This window comes from Bradyrhizobium sp. 61 (assembly GCF_023073075.1).
Taxonomy (GTDB): Bacteria; Pseudomonadota; Alphaproteobacteria; order Rhizobiales; family Xanthobacteraceae; genus Bradyrhizobium; species Bradyrhizobium barranii.
Genome location: NZ_JADPIU010000005.1, coordinates 44,470 through 64,484, shown reverse-complemented (window position 1 = coordinate 64,484; position 20,015 = coordinate 44,470). Strand labels below are relative to the sequence as shown.

Annotated in this window: 16 protein-coding genes; 10 read left to right on the top strand and 6 right to left on the bottom strand. The window is 65.3% G+C overall.

Features of this window, described 5'->3' with window-relative positions:
- Nucleotides 1-105: 105 nt before the first annotated feature.
- On the top strand, nucleotides 106-1,770 hold the full coding sequence (locus IVB46_RS01585; protein ID WP_247310004.1) for a beta-(1-6) glucans synthase: 1,665 nt from the start codon (nucleotides 106-108) through the stop codon (nucleotides 1,768-1,770).
- Here IVB46_RS01585 and IVB46_RS01580 read toward each other — a convergent pair.
- On the bottom strand, nucleotides 1,730-2,110 hold the full coding sequence (locus IVB46_RS01580) for a hypothetical protein (protein WP_247310001.1): 381 nt from the start codon (nucleotides 2,108-2,110) through the stop codon (nucleotides 1,730-1,732). The two genes, IVB46_RS01585 and IVB46_RS01580, sit on opposite strands and share 41 nt — an antisense overlap.
- Nucleotides 2,111-2,256: 146 nt before the next feature.
- Nucleotides 2,257-3,627 carry a hypothetical protein gene (locus IVB46_RS01575; RefSeq protein ID WP_247309999.1) on the bottom strand — a complete coding sequence of 457 codons (1,371 nt, stop codon included), beginning with the start codon at nucleotides 3,625-3,627 and terminating at the stop codon, nucleotides 2,257-2,259.
- A 171-nt stretch (nucleotides 3,628-3,798) separates the two neighbouring features.
- Between IVB46_RS01575 and glmU the strand changes: the two genes are divergently transcribed.
- Together glmU and IVB46_RS01565 are read left to right on the top strand one after the other, a co-directional pair.
- Nucleotides 3,799-5,166, top strand: coding sequence for a bifunctional UDP-N-acetylglucosamine diphosphorylase/glucosamine-1-phosphate N-acetyltransferase GlmU (gene glmU / locus IVB46_RS01570; protein WP_247309998.1), 1,368 nt, complete (start codon nucleotides 3,799-3,801; stop codon nucleotides 5,164-5,166).
- A 12-nt stretch (nucleotides 5,167-5,178) separates the two neighbouring features.
- Nucleotides 5,179-5,364, top strand: coding sequence for a hypothetical protein (locus IVB46_RS01565; protein ID WP_247341726.1), 186 nt, complete (start codon nucleotides 5,179-5,181; stop codon nucleotides 5,362-5,364).
- Between the two features lie 9 nt (nucleotides 5,365-5,373).
- Here the strand turns inward: IVB46_RS01565 and IVB46_RS01560 are convergent, their stop codons facing one another.
- Nucleotides 5,374-5,592, bottom strand: a complete 219-nt coding sequence (locus IVB46_RS01560; protein ID WP_028158733.1) for a hypothetical protein — start codon at nucleotides 5,590-5,592, stop codon at nucleotides 5,374-5,376.
- A 219-nt stretch (nucleotides 5,593-5,811) separates the two neighbouring features.
- On the opposite strand from IVB46_RS01560, the gene glmS reads away from it, so the two are divergent.
- The 3 genes from glmS (at nucleotide 5,812) to IVB46_RS01545 (ending at nucleotide 9,461) form a co-directional block, all read left to right on the top strand.
- Entirely contained in the window at nucleotides 5,812-7,638 is a 1,827-nt protein-coding gene (gene glmS / locus IVB46_RS01555; protein WP_247309994.1) for a glutamine--fructose-6-phosphate transaminase (isomerizing), read from the top strand.
- Between the two features lie 89 nt (nucleotides 7,639-7,727).
- Nucleotides 7,728-8,498 carry a DUF502 domain-containing protein gene (locus IVB46_RS01550; RefSeq protein WP_028147884.1) on the top strand — a complete coding sequence of 257 codons (771 nt, stop codon included), beginning with the start codon at nucleotides 7,728-7,730 and terminating at the stop codon, nucleotides 8,496-8,498.
- A 105-nt stretch (nucleotides 8,499-8,603) separates the two neighbouring features.
- Entirely contained in the window at nucleotides 8,604-9,461 is an 858-nt protein-coding gene (locus tag IVB46_RS01545) for an NAD(P)-dependent oxidoreductase (protein ID WP_247310081.1), read from the top strand.
- A gap of 28 nt (nucleotides 9,462-9,489) precedes the next feature.
- Here IVB46_RS01545 and IVB46_RS01540 read toward each other — a convergent pair whose 3' ends face one another.
- Entirely contained in the window at nucleotides 9,490-9,927 is a 438-nt protein-coding gene (locus tag IVB46_RS01540; RefSeq protein ID WP_247309992.1) for an AAA family ATPase, read from the bottom strand.
- A 300-nt stretch (nucleotides 9,928-10,227) separates the two neighbouring features.
- Here IVB46_RS01540 and panE point away from each other — a divergent pair, with 300 nt between their 5' ends.
- A complete protein-coding gene (gene panE, locus IVB46_RS01535; RefSeq protein WP_247309990.1) occupies nucleotides 10,228-11,157 on the top strand; it encodes a 2-dehydropantoate 2-reductase in 930 nt (309 codons plus the stop codon).
- Here the strand turns inward: panE and recG are convergent.
- Complete coding sequence (gene recG, locus IVB46_RS01530) at nucleotides 11,154-13,262, bottom strand: ATP-dependent DNA helicase RecG (RefSeq protein ID WP_247309988.1); 2,109 nt, start codon at nucleotides 13,260-13,262, stop codon at nucleotides 11,154-11,156. The two genes, panE and recG, sit on opposite strands and share 4 nt — an antisense overlap.
- A gap of 186 nt (nucleotides 13,263-13,448) precedes the next feature.
- On the opposite strand from recG, the gene IVB46_RS01525 reads away from it, so the two are divergent.
- The 3 genes from IVB46_RS01525 (at nucleotide 13,449) to IVB46_RS01515 (ending at nucleotide 18,693) form a co-directional block, all read left to right on the top strand.
- Nucleotides 13,449-13,739: a succinate dehydrogenase assembly factor 2 gene (locus IVB46_RS01525; protein WP_028147879.1), complete on the top strand. Its 291-nt coding sequence runs from the start codon at nucleotides 13,449-13,451 to the stop codon at nucleotides 13,737-13,739.
- Entirely contained in the window at nucleotides 13,736-17,254 is a 3,519-nt protein-coding gene (gene mfd / locus IVB46_RS01520; protein WP_247309987.1) for a transcription-repair coupling factor, read from the top strand. The genes IVB46_RS01525 and mfd overlap by 4 nt, the downstream gene beginning before the upstream one ends.
- A 308-nt stretch (nucleotides 17,255-17,562) precedes the next feature.
- Complete coding sequence (locus IVB46_RS01515; protein WP_247310079.1) at nucleotides 17,563-18,693, top strand: acyl-CoA desaturase; 1,131 nt, start codon at nucleotides 17,563-17,565, stop codon at nucleotides 18,691-18,693.
- A gap of 55 nt (nucleotides 18,694-18,748) precedes the next feature.
- On the opposite strand, the gene IVB46_RS01510 is transcribed toward IVB46_RS01515, so the two are convergent.
- Nucleotides 18,749-19,972 carry a GGDEF domain-containing protein gene (locus tag IVB46_RS01510; protein WP_247341722.1) on the bottom strand — a complete coding sequence of 408 codons (1,224 nt, stop codon included), beginning with the start codon at nucleotides 19,970-19,972 and terminating at the stop codon, nucleotides 18,749-18,751.
- Nucleotides 19,973-20,015: the final 43 nt, after the last annotated feature.

Genomic DNA, 20,015 nt, shown 5'->3' with positions numbered 1-20,015 from the left:
TTGAAATTTTGTCCAGCAAAGTCACGATCCTAGGCCTCTGTCGAACGGCCGCAGGTAAATTCCTCGGGGGAGGGAAGGATCCATCCCGGACACACCCCTTGGCAGATGGCGCGTGAGCAGGTAATCGACGGCACCTCGCGGAGGACGGAACCGATTTCTCTTCGTACGCCACTGGCGCTTCTGCTCGTTTCACTGGGTGCGATTGCTGCCGTGTGGTGGTGGCTGGCCACGCCAATCACGCTCGCGCGCGCCCCGATCGACCCGGCCGACAAGGTCCAATGCGTCTCCTATGCGCCGTTCCGCGGGGAACAGTCGCCGCTGAACGCGTGGACCCATATCGAGGCCGACCAGATCGAGCAGGATTTGCGCCAGCTCAAGGAGATCACCGACTGCGTCCGCACCTATTCGATGGAGAACGGGCTCGACCAGGTGCCGGCGATCGCCGCCAAGGTCGGCGGGCTGAAGGTGCTCCAGGGCATCTGGCTCTCCAGCAACCGCGCCAAGAATTTTGAGCAGGCCGTGCTCGCCGTCCGCCTTTCCAAGGAATTCCCCGGCATCATCACCAGCGTCATCGTCGGCAACGAGGTGCTGCTGCGCGGCGAGATGACGACGGCGGACCTCGTCTCCATCATCCGCTCGGTGAAGGCGCAGGTCAGCGTGCCCGTCACCTATGCCGACGTCTGGGAGTTCTGGCTCAGGAATCGCGAGGTCTATGACGCCGTCGACTTCGTCACGATCCACATCCTGCCTTATTGGGAGGATGTTCCGGTGAAGGCGAAGTTCGCAGCGAGCCATGTCGAGGCGATCCGCGAGCGCATGGCGGTCGCGTTCCCCGGCAAGGAAATCCTGATCGGCGAAACCGGCTGGCCCAGCGAAGGGCGCATGCGCGAGGGCGCGCTGCCGTCGCGCACCAACCAGGCGCGCGTCGTCTCGGAAATCCTGGGCCTGGCGAAAGCGAACAAGTTTCGCGTCAATCTGATCGAGTCCTATGACCAGCCCTGGAAGCGCAAGCTGGAAGGCACCGTCGGTGGCTATTGGGGCCTGTATGACTCGGTGCGCCGGAACCTGAAATATCCGCCGGGCCAGCCGATCAGCAATTTCCCGTACTGGAAATGGTACATGGGCGCCGGCATGGGCCTCTGCGTGCTGGTGTTCGCGGTCGCCGGCCTCACGCTGCGCAGGCGGCCGTGGACGCCGCGCTTCTCGGCCTGGCTCGGCGTCGCGATCTCGGCGACGTCAGCGGGCACCCTGCTCGGGATCGGCGCCGACAAGATGTACTATGAGAGTTACGGCATCGGCGGCTGGCTGCACTGGGGCGCGCTGCTTCTGGCCGGCATCCTGTCGCCGATCTTCTGCGCGCAGGCGATGGTGATCGGCCGCAGCCTTCCGACCTTCCTCGATCTGCTCGGCCCGCGCGAGGGCCGCAAATGGTCGAAGCTCACCGCCGTGCTCGGCCTGACGCTGGCGGTGACCGCGGTGATCGCGGCGCAGACCGCGCTCGCCTTCGTGTTCGACTCGCGCTACCACGACTTCCCCTACGCCTCGCTGACGATGGCCGTGGTGCCGTTCGCGGTGCTGATGCTGAACCGGCCGCAGATCGGCCAGCGTCCGATGGCGGAATCGGTATTCGCGGGCCTGCTCGCGCTGGCGGCCGCCTATGTGCTGTTCAACGAGGGCCGCGAGAACTGGCAATCGCTGTGGACTTGCGCGATCTACTTGCTGTTCGCGTTCACGCTGTGGCGGGCGCGGGCCGAGCAAATCCAAGAATGAACAGGCCGATCGCAAGGCCCGACAGCACGACATTGTAGAGCACGATGCCGAGGCCGGCGGCGACGATGCCGACGGTCAGCAGCACGATCGACGGCCGCATCAGGTTCAGCGTCGCAACCACCAGCGCGACGATGCCGAACACCGAATTCTTGAACAGCACCGTCGAGACCGAGCGCGCCTTGCAGATCAGCGTCTGCAGGCCGGCGTCACAGGCGAGGCCGACGGTCGAGTTCTCGATGCCGAGATAGCGCAGATAGATCGCATAGCCGACGGACACGAAACCGACGACGATCAGGAACTGCACCTGGTAGGGCGTGAGGCGGAAGGGCTTTTTTGTCATGGGCGCAATATGGTCGGGATGACGGGAGGGGGCAACAGGCGAGGTGGATATTTCTGATCGCTTGCGCTGTTCGACGAGTCATTGGTCGACGGCCATTGACGCTCCAATTTGATGAGAGGCCGCAGTGATCTAACTCGTACGCGTCCCTACCGCCTGAAGAACGACGACAGCGTCGATCCCGTCGAGGCCGTCTCCGGCTTCGCCGGTGCGGCCGGCGGCTGAGGCGCGGGGGCAGGCGCGGGCTCCTCGCGCTTCGACGAGCGCTTTGAGGAGTAGCTGCGGCGGCGCTTCTCCGGTTTGGCGGCGGGAGCGAGCGCTGGCGCAGTCTCGGCTTGCGGGACGGCGTCCTGGTTCTTCTCGGAGTTCTTCTCCTGAACCCGGTCCTGAGTCTTCTCTTGTCCCTTCTCCGCTCCGCCGCGCATCGACAGCCGCTGACCGTCGAACACGGTGGTCTCGCAATGGCGGTCGTTCTCGGCGAGGCCCGCGCAGAGCTTTGCGGCAGCGGCGGCATTGATCAGCGGGCCGGCCCCCAAGCGGAGCTGCATGCCGAGGCCAGCATTGCCTTCCTTGATCATGATGATCGGCCGCAGCGCCGCGATCTCGGGATTGGACTTGGTCAGGCCGCGCCAGAGCGCGCGCAGGCCGTCGAGCGAGTTGGCGCCGCCGAGGTCGATGGCGAAGCGCGTCTGCTGGACAGCGATTGCAGGGGCCTCGCTCTCGGCCGTCTCCGGCGGCTTGGCTGGCGCCGCGGCGACCTCGGTCGGGGCGGGCGCCTGTTCGGGCTTCTTCTCGGCGGCCTTCTCCGTCGTCTCGGGCTGCGTCAGCTTCGATGCGGCGGGATCGGGTGGCGCCATGATCGACTTGGATGGCACCAGCGGAAGCATCGGCAGTGCCGACGTTGTCAGCGGCGACTGCGATACCAGCGAGGCCATGGCGGCGTTCTGCGGCGGCGGGATCAACTGATCCTTTGCGGCCTCCTTCACAGCGTCTTTTGTCGGCTCCTTCGCCTGGTCCTTCGCGGTTGCCGCGCGCGGCTTGTCACTTGGGGGAGCCGGTGTCGAGGCGACCGGCGCGACGGTCGGCGCCGCGGGCTGGGTGTCAGGCGCCGGCGCGTCCTTCGGCTTCGCGCTCTGCTTTGCGATGGCGCCGGTGACGGAATCCATCCCTTGCTCGAGCATGGTGACGCGCGAATAGAGCCGGTCCCGATCGGTGTTCAACGTCTCGATGGCGGAGGCGAGGCGGCGAGCGTCGTTCTGGCTCTCCTTGGTCAGCATCTGGAGCCGGTCGGCCTGGCGCGACAGATCGGCCGACGCAACCTGGTCACGGCGCCAGCCGAGCTGGGCCTGATTGGCCATCACGGCCATCACGACGGCGCCGACGGCAACCACGCCCCACGCGCCCAGCCGCCACATCATGCTGTGGTCGACCGCGCTTTCCTCGGCCAGAAGTCCGGAGAACAGCCCGCCGGTCTCCTTGGCCCCGAAGGCGTCCGCCAGTGGGTCGGAATCCTTTGCCATGAACGTTAAGTGCCCAGCCCCGAACTGCTTCCCCGAATCAATCAGGGAACATTAACAGGAAAACCCCGTCGCACTTGAATTCCGGGCGTTTGCGGGGGTAGCAAGGCGACAGCTCATGACGGCATCGGCCTGCCGCCGCCCGTTGATTCGGCCAAGTTTGACAGGATTTCGATGACCGCCCGTTCCAGCCTCACGATCGTACTCGCCGCCGGCGAAGGCACGCGCATGCGATCGAACCTGCCGAAAGTGCTGCATCCGGTCGCCCACCAGAGCCTGCTCGCGCACGTGCTCGCCGCCACACCGAAGGGAACCGGCACCTCGCTCGCCGTCGTGATCGGCCCCGACCATCAGGCGGTCGCGGACGAGGCGAAACGCATCCGTCCCGATGCGCTCACCTTCGTGCAGGCAGAACGGCTCGGCACCGCGCATGCGGTGCTGGCGGCGCGCGAGGCGATTGCGCGGGGCGCGGACGATCTGCTGATTGCCTTCGGCGACACGCCGCTGATCTCGGCCGAGACCTTTGCGCGGCTGCGCGCGCCGCTCGCGAAGGGCGCAGCAATCGCCGCGCTCGGCTTTCGCGCCGCCGATCCCACCGGCTATGGCCGCTTCATCGTCGAGGGCGACCGTCTGGTCGCGATCCGCGAGCATGCCGATGCCAGCGCGGAAGAGCGCAAGATCGATCTGTGCAATGCCGGCCTGATGGCGATCGACGGGCGCTGTGCACTCGCGATCCTCGACAAGATCGGCAATGCGAATTCGAAGGGCGAATATTATCTGACCGACGCGGTCGGCGTCGTTCGTGAACAGGGATGGGAGGCCGTCGTGATCGAGACCAGCGAGGACGAGGTGCGCGGCATCAACACCAAGGCGCAGCTCGCGGAGGCCGAAGGCGTGATGCAGGCGCGCTTGCGCAAAGCGGCGATGGAAGCAGGCGTCACGCTGATCGCGCCCGAGACCGTTTATCTGTCCGCCGACACCGTGTTCGGCAATGACGTCACCATCGAGCCGTTCGTGGTGATCGGTCCGGGCGTGTCGATCGCCGACGGCACGGTGATCCATTCCTTCTCGCATATCGTGCAGACCACGCTCGGCAAGAACGTCTCGATCGGCCCCTATGCGCGGCTGCGACCCGGCACCTCGCTCGGCGACGGCGCGCGCATCGGCAATTTCGTCGAGACCAAGGCCGCGACGCTGGAGGCCGGCGTCAAGGTCAACCATCTCTCCTATATTGGTGACGCCACCATCGGCGCCAATTCCAACATCGGCGCCGGCACCATCACCTGCAACTACGACGGCTTCAAGAAGCACAAGACGATCATCGGGCAGGGTGCCTTCGTGGGCACCAACTCCTCTCTCGTCGCGCCCGTGAAGATCGGCAACGGCGCCTATATCGGCTCGGGCTCGGTGATCACGCGCGATGTGCCCGACGACGCCATGGCGCTGGAGCGCAACCAGCAGACCATCCGCGAAGGCGGCGCGGCGCGCTATCGCGAGATGAAGACCGGCGGCAAGAAGCCGGAAAAGAAGCCGGAGAACTGAGCGCCAACTGCGGTGTCCTCTCGCTTTGTGCGCGATCTCTTCAGTTTTCTGATCGACACATTCGTCACGGGGATGGGGCGACTGCTGCTACGGGAGATGAACGAGTACGATCCGCCCGAGATTTTGGCCCTCGTCATCGGGCTGGCGTTCTGGGCGCTCCTCATTTTCCTCGTCCGGGCCGTGATGCTGGGGTGGTAAGGCGCGCCGCTATTCGTCGTCGGAGAATTCCGAGAAGATCGCGCGCGTCAGGCGCCAGCCGCGCGGCTTGGCGCGTTTCGCAGGTTCTCCGGCGGCGTGCTTGACGAAGACGGGCTTGCTTTCCTTGCCGCGCTGGGGCGGCGGCCAATGCGCAAGGTGCGTGCCAGTGGTCTCGCTGGCGTGGGCATACATCGATGACAGGCCTTTGCGGCCGGACGAGCTTTTCATGACCTTACTCCCTGGCCGGGAATCGTTGGTCAAACTTATTGACAACAAGTTAATTCGCGCGGTTTAAGGCCGGCCAATTCGACGCAGTCGAAGCCGGATGCGAAACGGTGCTGTCTCAATCAGCAATAATTATTGAGTATCTGGTTCCTTAGGAACTTCGCTAAAGACCGAGCGGATCGTTTAGGCGATTTTTCGACGATTTGGGGGATATTGATCCGCATGTGCGGGATTGTCGGCATTCTCGGGCGCACGCCGGTTGCAGAGCAATTGGTGGATTCGCTCAAACGTCTTGAATATCGCGGCTACGACTCCGCGGGCGTCGCCACGCTCGAAGGCAAGCATCTCGAGCGCCGCCGCGCCGAGGGCAAGCTGAAGAACCTGGAGAAGCGTCTCGAGGCCGAGCCGCTCAAAGGCACGACCGGAATCGGCCACACCCGCTGGGCCACCCACGGCAAACCGACCGTCAACAATGCCCATCCGCACGCGACCGAACGCGTTGCCGTGGTCCATAACGGCATCATCGAGAATTTCCGCGAGCTGCGCGAGGAGCTCGAGAAAAAGGGCACGGTGTTCCACACCGAGACCGACACCGAGATCGTGCTGCATCTCGTGGACGATCTGCTCACGCGCGGCAACAGGCCCGTGGAAGCGGTGAAGCTGACGCTGGCGCGGCTGCGCGGGGCCTTCGCGCTCGGCTTCATCTTCGCCGGTGACGACGACCTCATGATCGGCGCCCGCAACGGCCCGCCGCTCGCGATCGGATATGGCGATGGCGAGATGTATCTCGGCTCCGACGCCATCGCGCTCGGCCCGTTCACCGACACGATCAGCTATCTCGAAGACGGCGACTGGGTCGTGCTGACGCGCAAGGGCGCCACGGTCTTCGACAAGGACGGCCACGCCGTCCAGCGCGAGAAGATCAAGCACGCCGCCTCGACCTCGCTGGTCGACAAGGCCAATTACCGCCACTTCATGGCGAAGGAAATTCACGAGCAGCCGGAAGTGGTCGGCCACACGCTGGCGCGTTATGTCGACATGGCGACCGAGCGGGTCTCGCTGCCGGTCAAGCTGCCGTTCGACTTCAAGAGCATCCAGCGCATCAACATCACCGCCTGCGGCACCGCGAGCTATGCCGGCTTCGTCGCGAAATACTGGTTCGAGCGCTTTGCGCGCGTGCCGGTCGAGGTCGATGTCGCCTCCGAATTCCGCTACCGCGAGGCGCCGTTGCGCAAGGGCGATCTCGCCATCTTCATCTCGCAGTCGGGCGAGACCGCCGACACGCTGGCCGCGCTGCGCTACGCCAAGGCTGAGGGCGTGCACACGGTGGCCGTCGTCAACGTGCCGACCTCGACGATCGCGCGCGAGAGCGAGACCGTGCTGCAGACGCTGGCCGGTCCCGAGATCGGCGTCGCCTCGACCAAGGCCTTCACCTGCCAGCTCATGGTGCTGGCAAATCTTGCGATCGCGGCCGGCAAGGCCCGCGGCGAATTGTCCGACGAGGACGAGACCAAGCTCGTTCATGGCCTTGTCGAGATCCCGCGCCTGATGTCGGACGCGCTCACCACCGAGCTCCAGATCGAGAAGCTGGCGCGTGAGATCGCCAAATCGCGCGACGTGCTCTATCTCGGCCGCGGCACCAGCTTCCCGCTCGCACTCGAAGGCGCGCTGAAGCTGAAGGAGATCTCCTATATCCATGCCGAGGGCTATGCCGCCGGCGAGCTGAAGCACGGGCCGATCGCGCTGATCGACGAGACGATGCCGGTCGTCGTCATCGCGCCCTATGACCGCGTGTTCGAAAAGACCGTCTCCAACATGCAGGAGGTTGCCGCCCGCGGCGGCAGGATCATCCTGATGACGGACGCAAAGGGCGCGGAGGAGGCGACCGTCGAGTCCCTCGTCACCATCGTCATGCCCGACATGGCGGCCGCGTTCACGCCGATGGTCTATGCCGTCCCCGTGCAGCTGCTCGCCTATCATACGGCGGTCATCATGGGCACCGACGTCGACCAGCCGCGCAACCTCGCGAAATCGGTGACCGTGGAATAGGCGGAAGGGATCAGGCCGGAACGCTAGGTAGTCTTCCAAAACCTGCTAGAAGACCCTAGCTTGAGTGCAGCGACCGACCTGGAACCCGAATGACCCCCCGCGACGACGCGCCTGCGCCGCTTGATCCCATCCCGGAACCGCATACCGGCCTGATGGGCCGCTTTCGCAATTATTTCCTCACCGGCCTCGTCGTGACGGGGCCAATTGCCATCACGCTGTATCTGGTCTGGTGGTTCGTCACCTGGGTTGACGGCGTGGTGCGGCCGTTCGTGCCACTGGCCTACCGGCCCGAAACCTATCTGCCGTATGTCGTTCCAGGTTGGGGACTGATTGTCGCATTCTTCACGCTGACGCTGGTCGGCTTCCTCGCGGCCAATCTGATCGGCCGGACGCTGGTCGATATCGGCGAGACCTTCCTCGGTCGGATTCCGGCGGTGCGCGCCATCTATCGCGGCCTGAAGCAGGTGTTCGAGACGCTGTTCTCGGGCAAGGGCTCGAGCTTCCGGAAAGTCGGCCTGGTCGAGTTTCCGTCGCCGGGCATGTGGTCGATCGTGCTGATCTCGCAGTCGCCGAACGAAGAGGTCGCGCGCAGCCTGCCGGGGCAGGAGGAGCATGTCTCCGTGTTCCTGCCGTGCTCGCCGAACCCGACCACGGGCTTCTTCTTCTACGTGCCGAAGAGCAAGATCGTCGAGGTCGACATGAGCACCGAGGACGCCGCGACGCTGATCATGTCGGCTGGCGTGGTGCAGCCGGGCTCGGCGCCCGACCCGAAGAAGGCCGCCGCGCTCGCGGGCATGGCGAATGCCGCGCGCATTGCCAACGCGTCCGCGCTCCAGCCCCAGCCCGCGAAGGTGGAGTAGGGCCATTCCCGTTTCGGATGGCCGCATTCACGCAAGCACTTTCGTCCTCTGCTAGTCTTCCGGTTGAATCGAGCGCCTCGCTCGGAATTCGACCTGGAGTGCATGATGACGAAGACCATTGCGATCCTCGCGCCCGGCGCCATGGGCAGCGCCGTGGCCCGCCGCCTCTGCGAAAACGGTGCGCGCGTGCTGACGTCGTTGAAGGGGCGCAGCGAGGCGACGCAAAAGCGCGCCGCGGATGCCGGCATGATCGGCGCCGAGGACGACGCGATCGCGGAGGCCGACATCATCCTTTCGATCGTGCCGCCGGGCGAAGCCGTGGCTTTGGCCGAACGCCTGGCGGCGCTGATCGTCCGGCGCGAGAAGAAGCCCATCGTCGTCGACTGCAACGCGGTCAATGTCGATACCGTGCAAAGAATCGAGGAGATCATCGGCTCGGCACAGGCGCCGTTCGTCGATGGCGGCATCATCGGCTTCCCGCCGCAGCCCGGCGGCAAGAGCCCGGCCTTCTACCTGTCCGGCGAGTACGCCGGGGATCTCGCGGTGCTGAAGAATCTCGGGCTCGACGTGCGGATTGTCGAGGGCCCCGTCGGTGCGGCCTCCGCGCTGAAGATGTCCTATGCAGGTATCGTCAAGGGCCTGGCCGGCATCGGCTCGGCCATGGTGGTCGCGGCCACGAAAGCGGGCGCGGCCGATGCGCTGCGCGACGAGCTCGCGCTGAGCCAGCCCGCGGTCCTGGCCCGGCTCGAAGTCGCGCTGCCGGACATGATCCCGAAGGCCTATCGCTGGGTCGCGGAGATGCGGGAGATCTCGGGTTTCCTCGGGCCCGACCATCCGGCGAGCCAGATCTACGAAGGCTTTGCGCGCTGGTTCGAGCACCTCGCCGCGGACGCGAATGGCGAAGCGGTGGATGCGGCACTGCTGAAGGCGTTCGCAGCGCGTGTCGCGCAGAAGAAGGCCTGACCGTCCAGTCCGACGTCACGGCAATGGATCACTCGCCGTGCACTGAAACCGATTCCAGAAAACCCTGGATGTCCCGGTCGCGTCTCAGGCGCACGACCGGGACATCGGGGCCATATTGAAGGCGCTCGGCCTCGATCACAGGCACGCGCTCCGTGTCGTAGCGCCACGCCTCCTTCATCAGTTTCCAGTCGAACTGTTCCGGACATCCCTCGGGAAGATCGGGGCGCGTCGTGTCGCGATCGAACGCGGAGCGCCAGAGAATGCGCCACTCGCAGAGCCAGCGCGGGCGGTCGATGACGACCAGGGTGTCGGCACGCGCAAGCGTGAGATCGAAGGCGAGCCCCGAGAAGCTGCCGTCGATGACCCATGCGTCGCCCGCGATCGCCTCCGCGACGCGTAGACGGAAGCTGGCCTTGTCGGATGGATTCCATCCCGGCCGCCAATAGAGCACGTCGAGATGCACCACGGGCAGTCCAAGCTTCCGCCCGAGATTTCGAGAGAGGCTCGTCTTTCCGCTTCCCTGAGAACCGACAACGATGACCCTGCGCATGAGCGCAAGGTTTCATAAAGTCGACCGCGGCGAAAGGGTGAGTCTTCTGAACCGGCTCTATCCACTTCGTCATTGCGAGCGCAGCGAAGCAATCCAGCCTGTCTCCGTGGGAAGATTCTGGATTGCTTCGCTGCGCTCGCAATGACGGGGAGGAGACGCCGCACGCCCCGTCTGCTATTGTTTCTGCGGAGACAGATGGATGCAATCGGAGTTCGAATGAGAGTGCTGGTGATCGGCGCAGGCGCGCTTGGAGGCTATTACGGAGCTCGCCTGGTCCGAGCAGGCGGCGACCTGACCTTTCTGGTGCGAGCGAAGCGTGCCGAGCAATTGCGGCGGAATGGACTGCAGGTCGTGAGCCCGCATGGCGACTTTGCCGTACAGCCGAAGATCATCTTGGCAGACGATCTCAAGGAGACATTCGACGTCGTGCTGGTCGGGGTGAAATCCTACTCGCTCGACGATGCGATGGCCCAGTTTGCCCCGGCCGTTGGCGCCAACACGATGATTCTGCCGATACTCAACGGATTGAAACATATCGACACCTTGACCGCGAAGTTCGGTGCTGCGCGCGTCCTCGGCGGCCTGGCGAACGTCAGCGCCGGGCTCGACGCGGATGGTCGTGTCGTTCAGTTCATGGCCAATCAGACCATCGTCTTCGGCGAGACCAACGGGGCGCTGAGCGAGCGTGCGCTCGCGCTGGAAACACTGCTCCATGTCCCCGGTATCGACGTGCGCGCCAGCGAAGCGATCATGCAGGACATGTGGGAGAAGTTCGTCCAGCTCAGCACGCTCGCCGGCATCACTTGCCTGATGCGCGCAAGTATCGGCGACATCCTGGCGGTGCCGAACGGCGAGCAGTCCATTTTCCGGCTGTTCGCGGAATGCTGTGCCGTTGCAACGGCGTCGGGTTTTGAGCCACGCGCCCCGTTCATCGAGTTCGACCGGAAACTGTTCACTACCCTGGACTCGCCGCTCAAGGCTTCGATGCTGCGCGATATCGAGCGTGGTTCGGTCACTGAAGCGGAGCATATCCTGGGCGATATGGCCAATCGCGCCCGCACGCTCGGTATCGATACGCCGCTGCTGGATTTGGCCCGCGCGCATGTGGCGGCTTATGAGGTCGGGCGCCGAAGAGCAGCAGGTTAACCCGCCCCGATCAGCGGGATCGCCTCGTCCCGCTCATAGAGATACAGCAGGCACCGTAGCGCCTCGCCGCGCTCGCCCTTCAGCTTCGGATCGTCCTTGAGGATCCGCAGCGCCTCGTCTCTAGCCTGGGTGATGAGCTGGCCGTGCACCTCCGAGCGCGCGATGCGGTAGCCGGGCAGGCCGCTCTGGCGCACGCCGAGCACATCGCCTTCGCCGCGCAGCTTCAAATCTTCCTCGGCGATGCGAAAGCCGTCGGTGGTCTCGCGGATGACCTTCAGGCGTGCCTTCGACATCTCGCCGAGCGGCTCGCTGTACAGCAAGAGGCAGGTCGAGGCTTCCGAGCCGCGCCCGATGCGGCCGCGCAGCTGGTGCAGCTGGGCAAGGCCAAACCGTTCGGCGTTCTCGATCACCATGATGGTCGCGGCCGGCACGTCGACGCCGACCTCGACCACGGTGGTCGCAACCAGAAGCCCGATCTCATGGGCGGCGAACTGGCCCATCACGCGGTCCTTCTCGGTGCCCTTCATCTGGCCGTGGACGAGGCCGACGCGGTCGCCGAAACGCTTTTGCAAGCTCTCGAAGCGTTTGGTCGCATTGGTCAGGTGCTCGGTGCCTTCAGCCTCGGATTCCTCGACCAGCGGGCAGATCCAGTAGACCAGCTTGCCCGCCTCCAGGGCCCGGCCGATGCTGTCCGTGACCTCATTGAGGCGGCTCATCGATATGGTGCGGGTCTCGATCGGCTGGCGGCCGGCGGGCTTCTCGCGCAACTCGGAGATGTCCATGTCGCCGAAATAGGTCAGCACCAGCGTGCGCGGGATCGGCGTCGCACTCAGCACCAGCACGTCGACGGCGGCGCCCTTCGAGGTCAGCGCGAGGCGTTCGCGCACGCCGAAACGATGCTGCTCGTCGACGACGGCCAGGGCGAGATCGCTAAAGATCACGTCGTCCTGGATCAGCGCGTGGGTGCCGACGAGGAGATTGATCTCGCCGGCTTCGAGTTGCGCCAACAGCTCGCGCCGTTCCTTGCCTTTCTCGCGGCCGGTGAGGATGGCCACGCGCAGCCCTGCGCGCTCCGCGAGCGGGGCGATGGTCTTGATGTGCTGCCGCGCCAAAATTTCCGTCGGCGCCATCAGCGCGGCCTGCTTGCCGACTTCGGCGACGGCGGCGGCCGCCAGCAGCGCCACCACGGTCTTGCCCGAGCCGACATCGCCCTGAAGCAGGCGCAGCATGCGCACGGGTTGTTGCAGATCGTTCGCGATGGCGGCGGTCGCTTCTCGCTGCGACGACGTCAATGCATAGGGCAGGGCGTCGATGATCTTGTTGCGCAAGTGACCGTCGCCGGCGTTGCGGACGCCGGCCGGGCGGCGCAATTGCGCGCGGATCAGGGCCAGCGCGAGCTGGCCGGCCAAAAGCTCGTCGAAGGCGAGGCGCGACCAGTAGGGTTTTTCGGGCAGGATGTCTGTCAGCTCGACCGGCTGGTGCACGCGGCTGAGCGCCTCGGTGACCGACGGAAAACTGCAGCGGCGCATCACCTCCGGGCTGATCCATTCCGGCAGGGCGGGCAGCTTCTGCAGCGCTTGCGCGACCGCGCGTCGCAGCGAGCCGAGCGCCAGACCCGTGGTCAGCGGATAGACCGGGTCGATGCCCGAGAGCTTCGAGATCGCCTCTTCGTCGAGCACGCGGTCGGGATGCACGATCTGCGGGATGCCGTCATACATCTGCAGTGTGCCCGAGACGTAGCGCTTCTCTCCCATCGGCAGCAGCTTTTCGACATAGCCGGGCTTGGCGCGGAAGAAGGTCAGCACGACGTCGCCGGTGTCGTCGCTGGCATAGACGAGATAGGGCGCGCGGGCGTTGCGCGGCGGCGGCGGGCGATGGCGATCGACGGTGACCTCCAGCGTCACCATGGTTCCCTGGACGGCGTCGCGGATCTTTGGCCGCGCGCGGCGGTCGATGACCTGGCTCGGCAAATGCAGCAGCAGGTCAACCAGGCGCGGCGTCTCATTGCGGCTGAGCAGGTACTGCAGCAGCTTGTCCTGCTTCGGACCGACGCCGGGCAGGCTGGTCACGGGAGCAAACAGCGGATTGAGCAGGCTGGGGCGCATGAGAGCGAATCTAGGATCGTTTCGGCCCGTCATGCCCGGCTTTATGCCGGGCATCCACGTCTTTTTTCGTGGCGCTCGCGCGGGCAGCGGGCCATGCCAAATCGAGGGCTGACAGGGGCGGTCCGAGTGGCTATATCACCCCGGCCCGGCACGTCCGGGCTTTCTGCGTTTGACTGGATCTGAGACATGACGGGAACGACACGATCGAGCAATGGGCTGGACGATCGCCGCAAGCGGCTTCTGTTCCGCTGCTGGCACCGCGGCACGCGCGAGATGGACCTGATCCTGGGCCGCTTCGCGGATGCCGAGATCGGCAATCTGTCCGACGACGAGCTGACCGAGCTCGAGACCCTGCTCGAAGAGTCCGATCCCGATCTCTATGCCGCCATCACCGGTGACAAGGTGCTGCCAGCTGATGTCACCGGCGCGCTGTTTGCCCGCATCAAGGCGTTCCCGATTACGGACGGCGATTTATGAAACAGGGGATGAAGTCGCCGGCCGAGCTGCTCACGCCCGGCCGCGCGCTGACGCTTGCCAATGTTGCCGAGGGCGCCGAGGGCCTCGTCATCTCCGATCTCGCCCGCGCCATCGCCGCGCGGCCGAAGAAACCGGCCGTCAGCCTTGCCGTGGTCTGCCGCGACGGTGGGCGAATGCAGCAGCTCGAGCGCGCGCTGCAATTCTTCGCGCCTGATTTGCCGGTGCTGACCTTTCCGGCCTGGGACTGCCAGCCCTATGACCGCGTCTCGCCGCATGGCGGCATCCTGGCGCAGCGCCTGACCACACTGGCGCGGCTTGCGCCGCTGACCGGCAGCGACAAGCCGCTGATCGTGCTCACCACGGTGAACGCTATCGTGCAGCGCGTGCCCACGCGCGATCTGGTCGCGGCGCAGGCGCTGTCGGTCGCGCCCGGCAATGTCGTGCCGATGGAGACCATCGTCGCCTGGCTCGAGCACAACGGCTACAACCGCTCCTCGACCGTGCGCGAGCCCGGCGAATATGCCGTGCGCGGCGGTATCCTGGATCTGTTTCCGGCCGGCCTCGACCAGCCGGTCCGCTTCGACTTCTTCGGCGACAGCCTGGAATCGATCCGCTCCTTCGACGCCGAGACCCAGCGCACGATGCTCGACATGCGCTCGCTCGACCTCGTGCCGATCTCGGAATTCCAGCTCGTCACCGACACCATCCGCCGTTTCCGCATGGGCTATGTCGCCGAGTTCGGCGCGCCCGAGCGCGACGACGCGCTGTACGAGGCCGTCAGCGAGGGCCGCCGCCATCCCGGCATGGAGCACTGGCTGCCGCTGTTCCAGGACCGGATGGACACGCTGTTCGACTATCTGCAAGGCGCAGCCATCGCGATCGAGCCGCAGGCCGAGGACGCCGTTCGCGAGCGTTTCAAGCAGATCCAGGATTACTACGAAGCCCGCCGCGATGCGATGGAGCATCCCGGCGGCGGCGCGATCTACAAGCCGCTGCCGCCCGACAGGCTCTATCTCACCGACGAGGAATGGACCAGGCGCGAAAGCGAGATGTCGCTGGTGCGGCTGACGCAGTTTTCGGTTCCGGCCGATGGTGCGACGATCGTCGATGCCGGCGCGCGCAAGGGCCGCGACTTCGCACCCGAACGCAACGACGCCACCGTCAACGTGTTCGAGTCCGTCGTCAGCCACGTGATGGCGCTGCATGCCCAGCGCAAGAAGGTCGTGATCGCGCTCTGGAGCGAGGGATCGCGCGACCGCATGACCTCGATGCTGCGCGACCACAAGCTGACCCATACCACGAGCGTCAACGCCTGGCGGACGGTGCAGGCGACCCCGCGCAACGAGACCATGCTCGCCGTGCTCGGCCTGGAAAGCGGTTTCGAGACCGACGAGATCGCGCTGATCAGCGAGCAGGACATCCTCGGCGACCGCCTGGTCCGGCCCCGCAAGGCGAGCCGCAAGCTCGACAATTTCATCTCGGAGGTGACGAGCCTCACCGCCGGCGACATCGTCGTCCATGCCGACCACGGCATCGGCCGCTTCATCGGCTTGCAAACCCTCGACGTCGCCGGCGCGCCGCATGACTGTCTTGAGCTGCATTACGCCGCCGACGCAAAACTGTTCCTGCCGGTCGAGAACATCGAGCTGCTGTCGCGCTACGGTTCCGACCAGACCGCGGTCGAACTGGATCGTCTGGGCGGCTCTGGCTGGCAGACCCGCAAGGCGAAGCTCAAGAACCGCATCCGCGAGATCGCGGGCGAGCTGATCAAGATCGCCGCCGCGCGCCATTTGCACGAGGCGCCGAAGCTGCCGGTGCAGCCGGGCCTTTACGACGAGTTCTGCGCGCGCTTCCCCTATGACGAGACCGAGGACCAGCTTGGCGCGATCGAATCGACGCTAAAGGACCTCGAACTCGGCCGTCCGATGGATCGGCTGATCTGCGGCGACGTCGGCTTCGGCAAGACCGAGGTGGCCTTGCGCGCGGCCTTTGCCGTCGCGCTCGAAGGCAAGCAGGTCGCGGTCGTGGTGCCGACCACGCTGCTCGCCCGCCAGCACCACAAGACCTTCACCGACCGCTTCAAGGGCTTTCCAGTGAATGTGGCGCAGGCCTCGCGCCTGGTCCCGACCAAGGAGCTGAACCTGGTCAAGAAGGGTATCGCCGATGGCTCGGTCGACATCGTCGTCGGCACCCACGCGCTGCTCGGCAAGGCGATCAAGTTCCGCGATCTCGGCCTCGTCATCGTCGACGAGGAGCAGCATTTTGGCGTCACCCACAAGGAACGGCTGAAGGCGCTTCGCTCCGAGGTGCATGTGCTGACGCTGTCGGCGACGCCGATCCCGCGCACGCTGCAGCTGGCGTTGACCGGCGTCCGCGAGCTCTCGATCATCGCATCGCCACCGGTCGACCGCCTCGCGGTGCGTACCTTCGTCGCCCCGCATGATCCGCTGATGATCCGCGAGGCGCTGCTGCGCGAACGTTATCGTGGCGGCCAGGCGTTCTACGTGGTGCCGCGCATCGACGACCTCGCCGAGGTCAAGGACTTCCTCGACAAGAACGTGCCGGAGATGAAGGTCGCGGTCGCGCACGGCCAGATGCCGCCCGCGGTGATCGAAGACATCATGACTGCCTTCTACGACGGCAAGTTCGACATCCTGCTGTCGACCACCATCGTGGAATCCGGCCTCGACATTCCCAACGCCAACACCCTGATCGTGCACCGTGCCGACATGTTCGGCCTGGCGCAGCTGTATCAGCTCCGCGGCCGCGTCGGCCGCTCCAAGCTGCGGGCCTATGCGCTGTTCACGCTGCCGGCGCAGCAGAAGATCACCGCGCAGGCCGAGCGCCGGCTCACCGTGCTGCAATCGCTGGAGACGCTGGGCGCTGGCTTCCAGCTCGCTTCGCACGATCTCGACATCCGCGGCGCCGGCAACCTGCTCGGCGAGGAGCAGTCCGGCCACATCAAGGAGGTCGGTTTCGAGCTCTACCAGTCGATGCTGGAGGAGGCGATCGTCAACCTCAAGGCCGGCGTGTCCGAGCCCGCCGCCGACCGCTGGTCGCCCTCGATCACCATCGGCATGCCCGTGCTCATTCCGGAAGACTATGTCGGCGACCTCTCGGTGCGGCTGTCGCTGTACCGGCGGCTCGCCGATCTCGACACCGAGGAGGAGATCGAGAACTTTGGCGCGGAGATGCGCGACCGTTTCGGCGTGTTGCCGGACGAGGTGCGCTATCTGTTCAAGGTCGCCGCGATCAAGGCGTTCTGCCGCACGGCCAATGTCGGGAAGATCGATGCCGGCCCGAAGGGCGCGGTCATCGCCTTCCGCGACAATTCGTTCGCCCACCCCGATCGCCTGGTGTCGTTCATCCGCAGCTATGGCCAGGCCGCCAAGGTGCGGCCGGACATGAAGGTGGTGTTCCTGCAGGACTGGGAGACACCGGAAGAGCGTCTCGCCGGCACCACGGAGATCATGCGGCAGCTGGCACAGCTGGCGCAGAGCAAGAAGGCGGCGTAATTGTTCCGAGCGCCACCGGAGCGGTACTTGGATACAAGACAGCGGCATATGGCCACTTGCGGAATGATCGAACGACAGCCATGTTCGATTCGTCGAGTTAGGCCGACGACTTGGCCTCCGACTTGGCCTCGCCGCTGATAGCGTGCCTGACTAATGACCTGATTCGTGTGACCCGCGACTGGTTTACCGGCCGCGGGTTTTTTGTACCGCAAAGCGGGGCTGCCCCGCCCATTGAAACTTCTGAGGTCGCGAGCGTGTCTATCAATATCGATTCAGGCCAGGAACACGGTGACGAACACGACGACGTCATGTATCCGCAGGTCCTGCCGTTCATATTGGTCCACGCGGGATGCTTCGCGGCGATCTGGTCGGGCGTCTCGTGGCAAGCCGTAGTCATTTGCGCGGTTCTGTACTGGTTGCGCATGTTTGCGATCACCGCCGGCTATCACCGGTATTTCTCGCACCGGGCTTACGCGACCAGCCGGGTGTTTCAGTTCATCCTGGCCTTCCTGGCCCAGAGCAGCGCTCAGAAAAGCGTCCTCTGGTGGGCTGCCAAACATCGCCATCACCATCTTCACTCGGATACGGCGCAGGATGTGCATTCGCCCCGGCACAAGGGCTTCCTCTACAGTCATCTCGGCTGGATCTTCTACCGGCAGCACGATGCAACCGATCTGGTGAAAGTATCGGATCTGGCGTCGTATCCCGAGTTGATGTGGCTGCACAAATTGGAGCTTCTGCCGGCATTCGTGCTCGCGGGCCTCTGCTTCCTCATTGCCGGGTGGTCAGGACTCGTGGTCGGCTTTCTCTGGAGCACGGTGCTCGTGTATCACGGCACGTTCTGCATCAACTCCCTCGCACATGTTCACGGCCGCAGGCGGTACGTGACCGGCGACGATTCCCGCAACAACTGGCTGCTCGCTCTCGTCACGATGGGTGAGGGGTGGCACAACAATCACCACGCCTATCAGGCCAGTGCTCGACAGGGCTTCCACTGGTACGAGATTGATCTCACCTATTATATCCTGGTGGCTTTGTCCTGGCTCGGGATTGTCCGGGATCTGAAGATGCCGCCCAAGCAGGTCCTGCGCAATGAGCATCGGTTGGGATCACGCGCGATCAAGCAAGCGGCCGAGCAGCTCGCCGCTCGCTTCAATCCTGAACACATCGCACAGGCGATCAAGACGTCGATCCATGAGACCGAATTGTCGGTCCGGGACGCGATCATTCTGTTGCAGCAGCGTGCCGATTTGCGTCTGTCCAGCATGCCGACTCGCGACCAGTTGCTGGCTGAAGCGCAGCGCATGTTCGCAAAGACGATGTCGCTGGACGACATCGTCGACCGGGCCCACGAGCTCCTGAACGAAACTGTCGGCTTTCTCCTGGCCACTCCCGCTCTGGCGGCCGCCCCGAAATCTAGCGCGAATGGCGGCGCTTAGCGCCACGTTGCCCGGACAAGGGGCGCGGACGAGATCAGGGATTGCTGACGCGCGACTACGACGCCGCGCGCGACGCGTCGGCTGAGAGACGCCCGAGCAGTGACCGCGCCGTATCCGACGGCGACAGCGAGTCCACGCTGACGACGGGATCGCTGCGCATCTCGTGCTTGCCATTGGAGGTGTGCCGCATCACCGCCGACAGGCGGCGGGCGATCATGTGGGCGGTGCGGAAGTCGGTCTCCGCGAACACGACGATGACGGAACCGTCTTTCTGCGCCACGCCAAAATCCATCTGCCGCATCAGTCGGCTCAGGATCCGCGCGGCGTCGAGCTGGGCACGGGAATTGCCGGGCTCGAAGGCGAAGCGCGCCACGGAGAGGCCGCCGCCGCGGGCAAGAGCCTGCTCGACCGCCTTGGCGAAATCGCGGGCAAAAGCTTCCACCGTGAGCAGGCCGCTGCGCGGGTCGAGCCAGCCGCCGGCATCGATCGAACGCAGCGTGCGGCTCAGTTGCGCTTCCATCGCGTGCTGGCGGATCAGCGGCAGCGCGTTGCCGGCGACCTTCGCCGGCTCGCCCGGGATCAGCTCGAGATTGGGCAGGTCGTAAGTCTGCGCGAGCTGGTGCGCGGTGACAACCACGGGCAGGCTGCGGAATCGGGTGTCTTCGGCGAGCACCGTGAGGAAGGCGTCGGTGACGCGCGCGGTAAAGCCTTCGGCGAGTACGACGCCATCGATGTCGCGGGTGTTGAGATGCTTGGCCGCGGCCTCGATCGAGAGCGCGCCGACGACCCCGACGCGTTCGCCGAGTGCGACGGAGAGCGCAGGATAGGCTGCTCCGCGGCCGATCAGGAGCACCGTTGCCTCGCGTGCCGGATCCCCCTCCGGCAACCCGACTTTCGCGTCCGGCAGCCGGCGCAGAACCGTCGCATGGAGAGTGCGTACGCGTAGCGCGGCGCGGAGCCGCGCGACGAGGCGGTCGGAATTGCCGCCGCGCGAGGAGAAGGGCAGGGCGTTCTGCGGCAGCGTGCCCGCAGCATCGAGCGCCACGAACGGCAGGTAGGGCGATTGGTCCGCGATCTTCCTGGCGAGCGGCGCAAGGTAGGGCTCGTGCCCGGCATGCATCGCGGCGAGAACCGCGGCCGGCTGCACCTGCTCGACCGCGCGCGCCGCGCTGGCCCAGTCGGCGTCGACGACGGGAAACAGACGGGCCTCGTCCAGTGCCGCAATGAAAGGCGGCCGCTGGGCGTTGGACACAAACAGGATCGGGCCCGCCTGGGACATCGCAAACTCTGATCACGCAACAGATGCTGCGCAATCTAGTCCG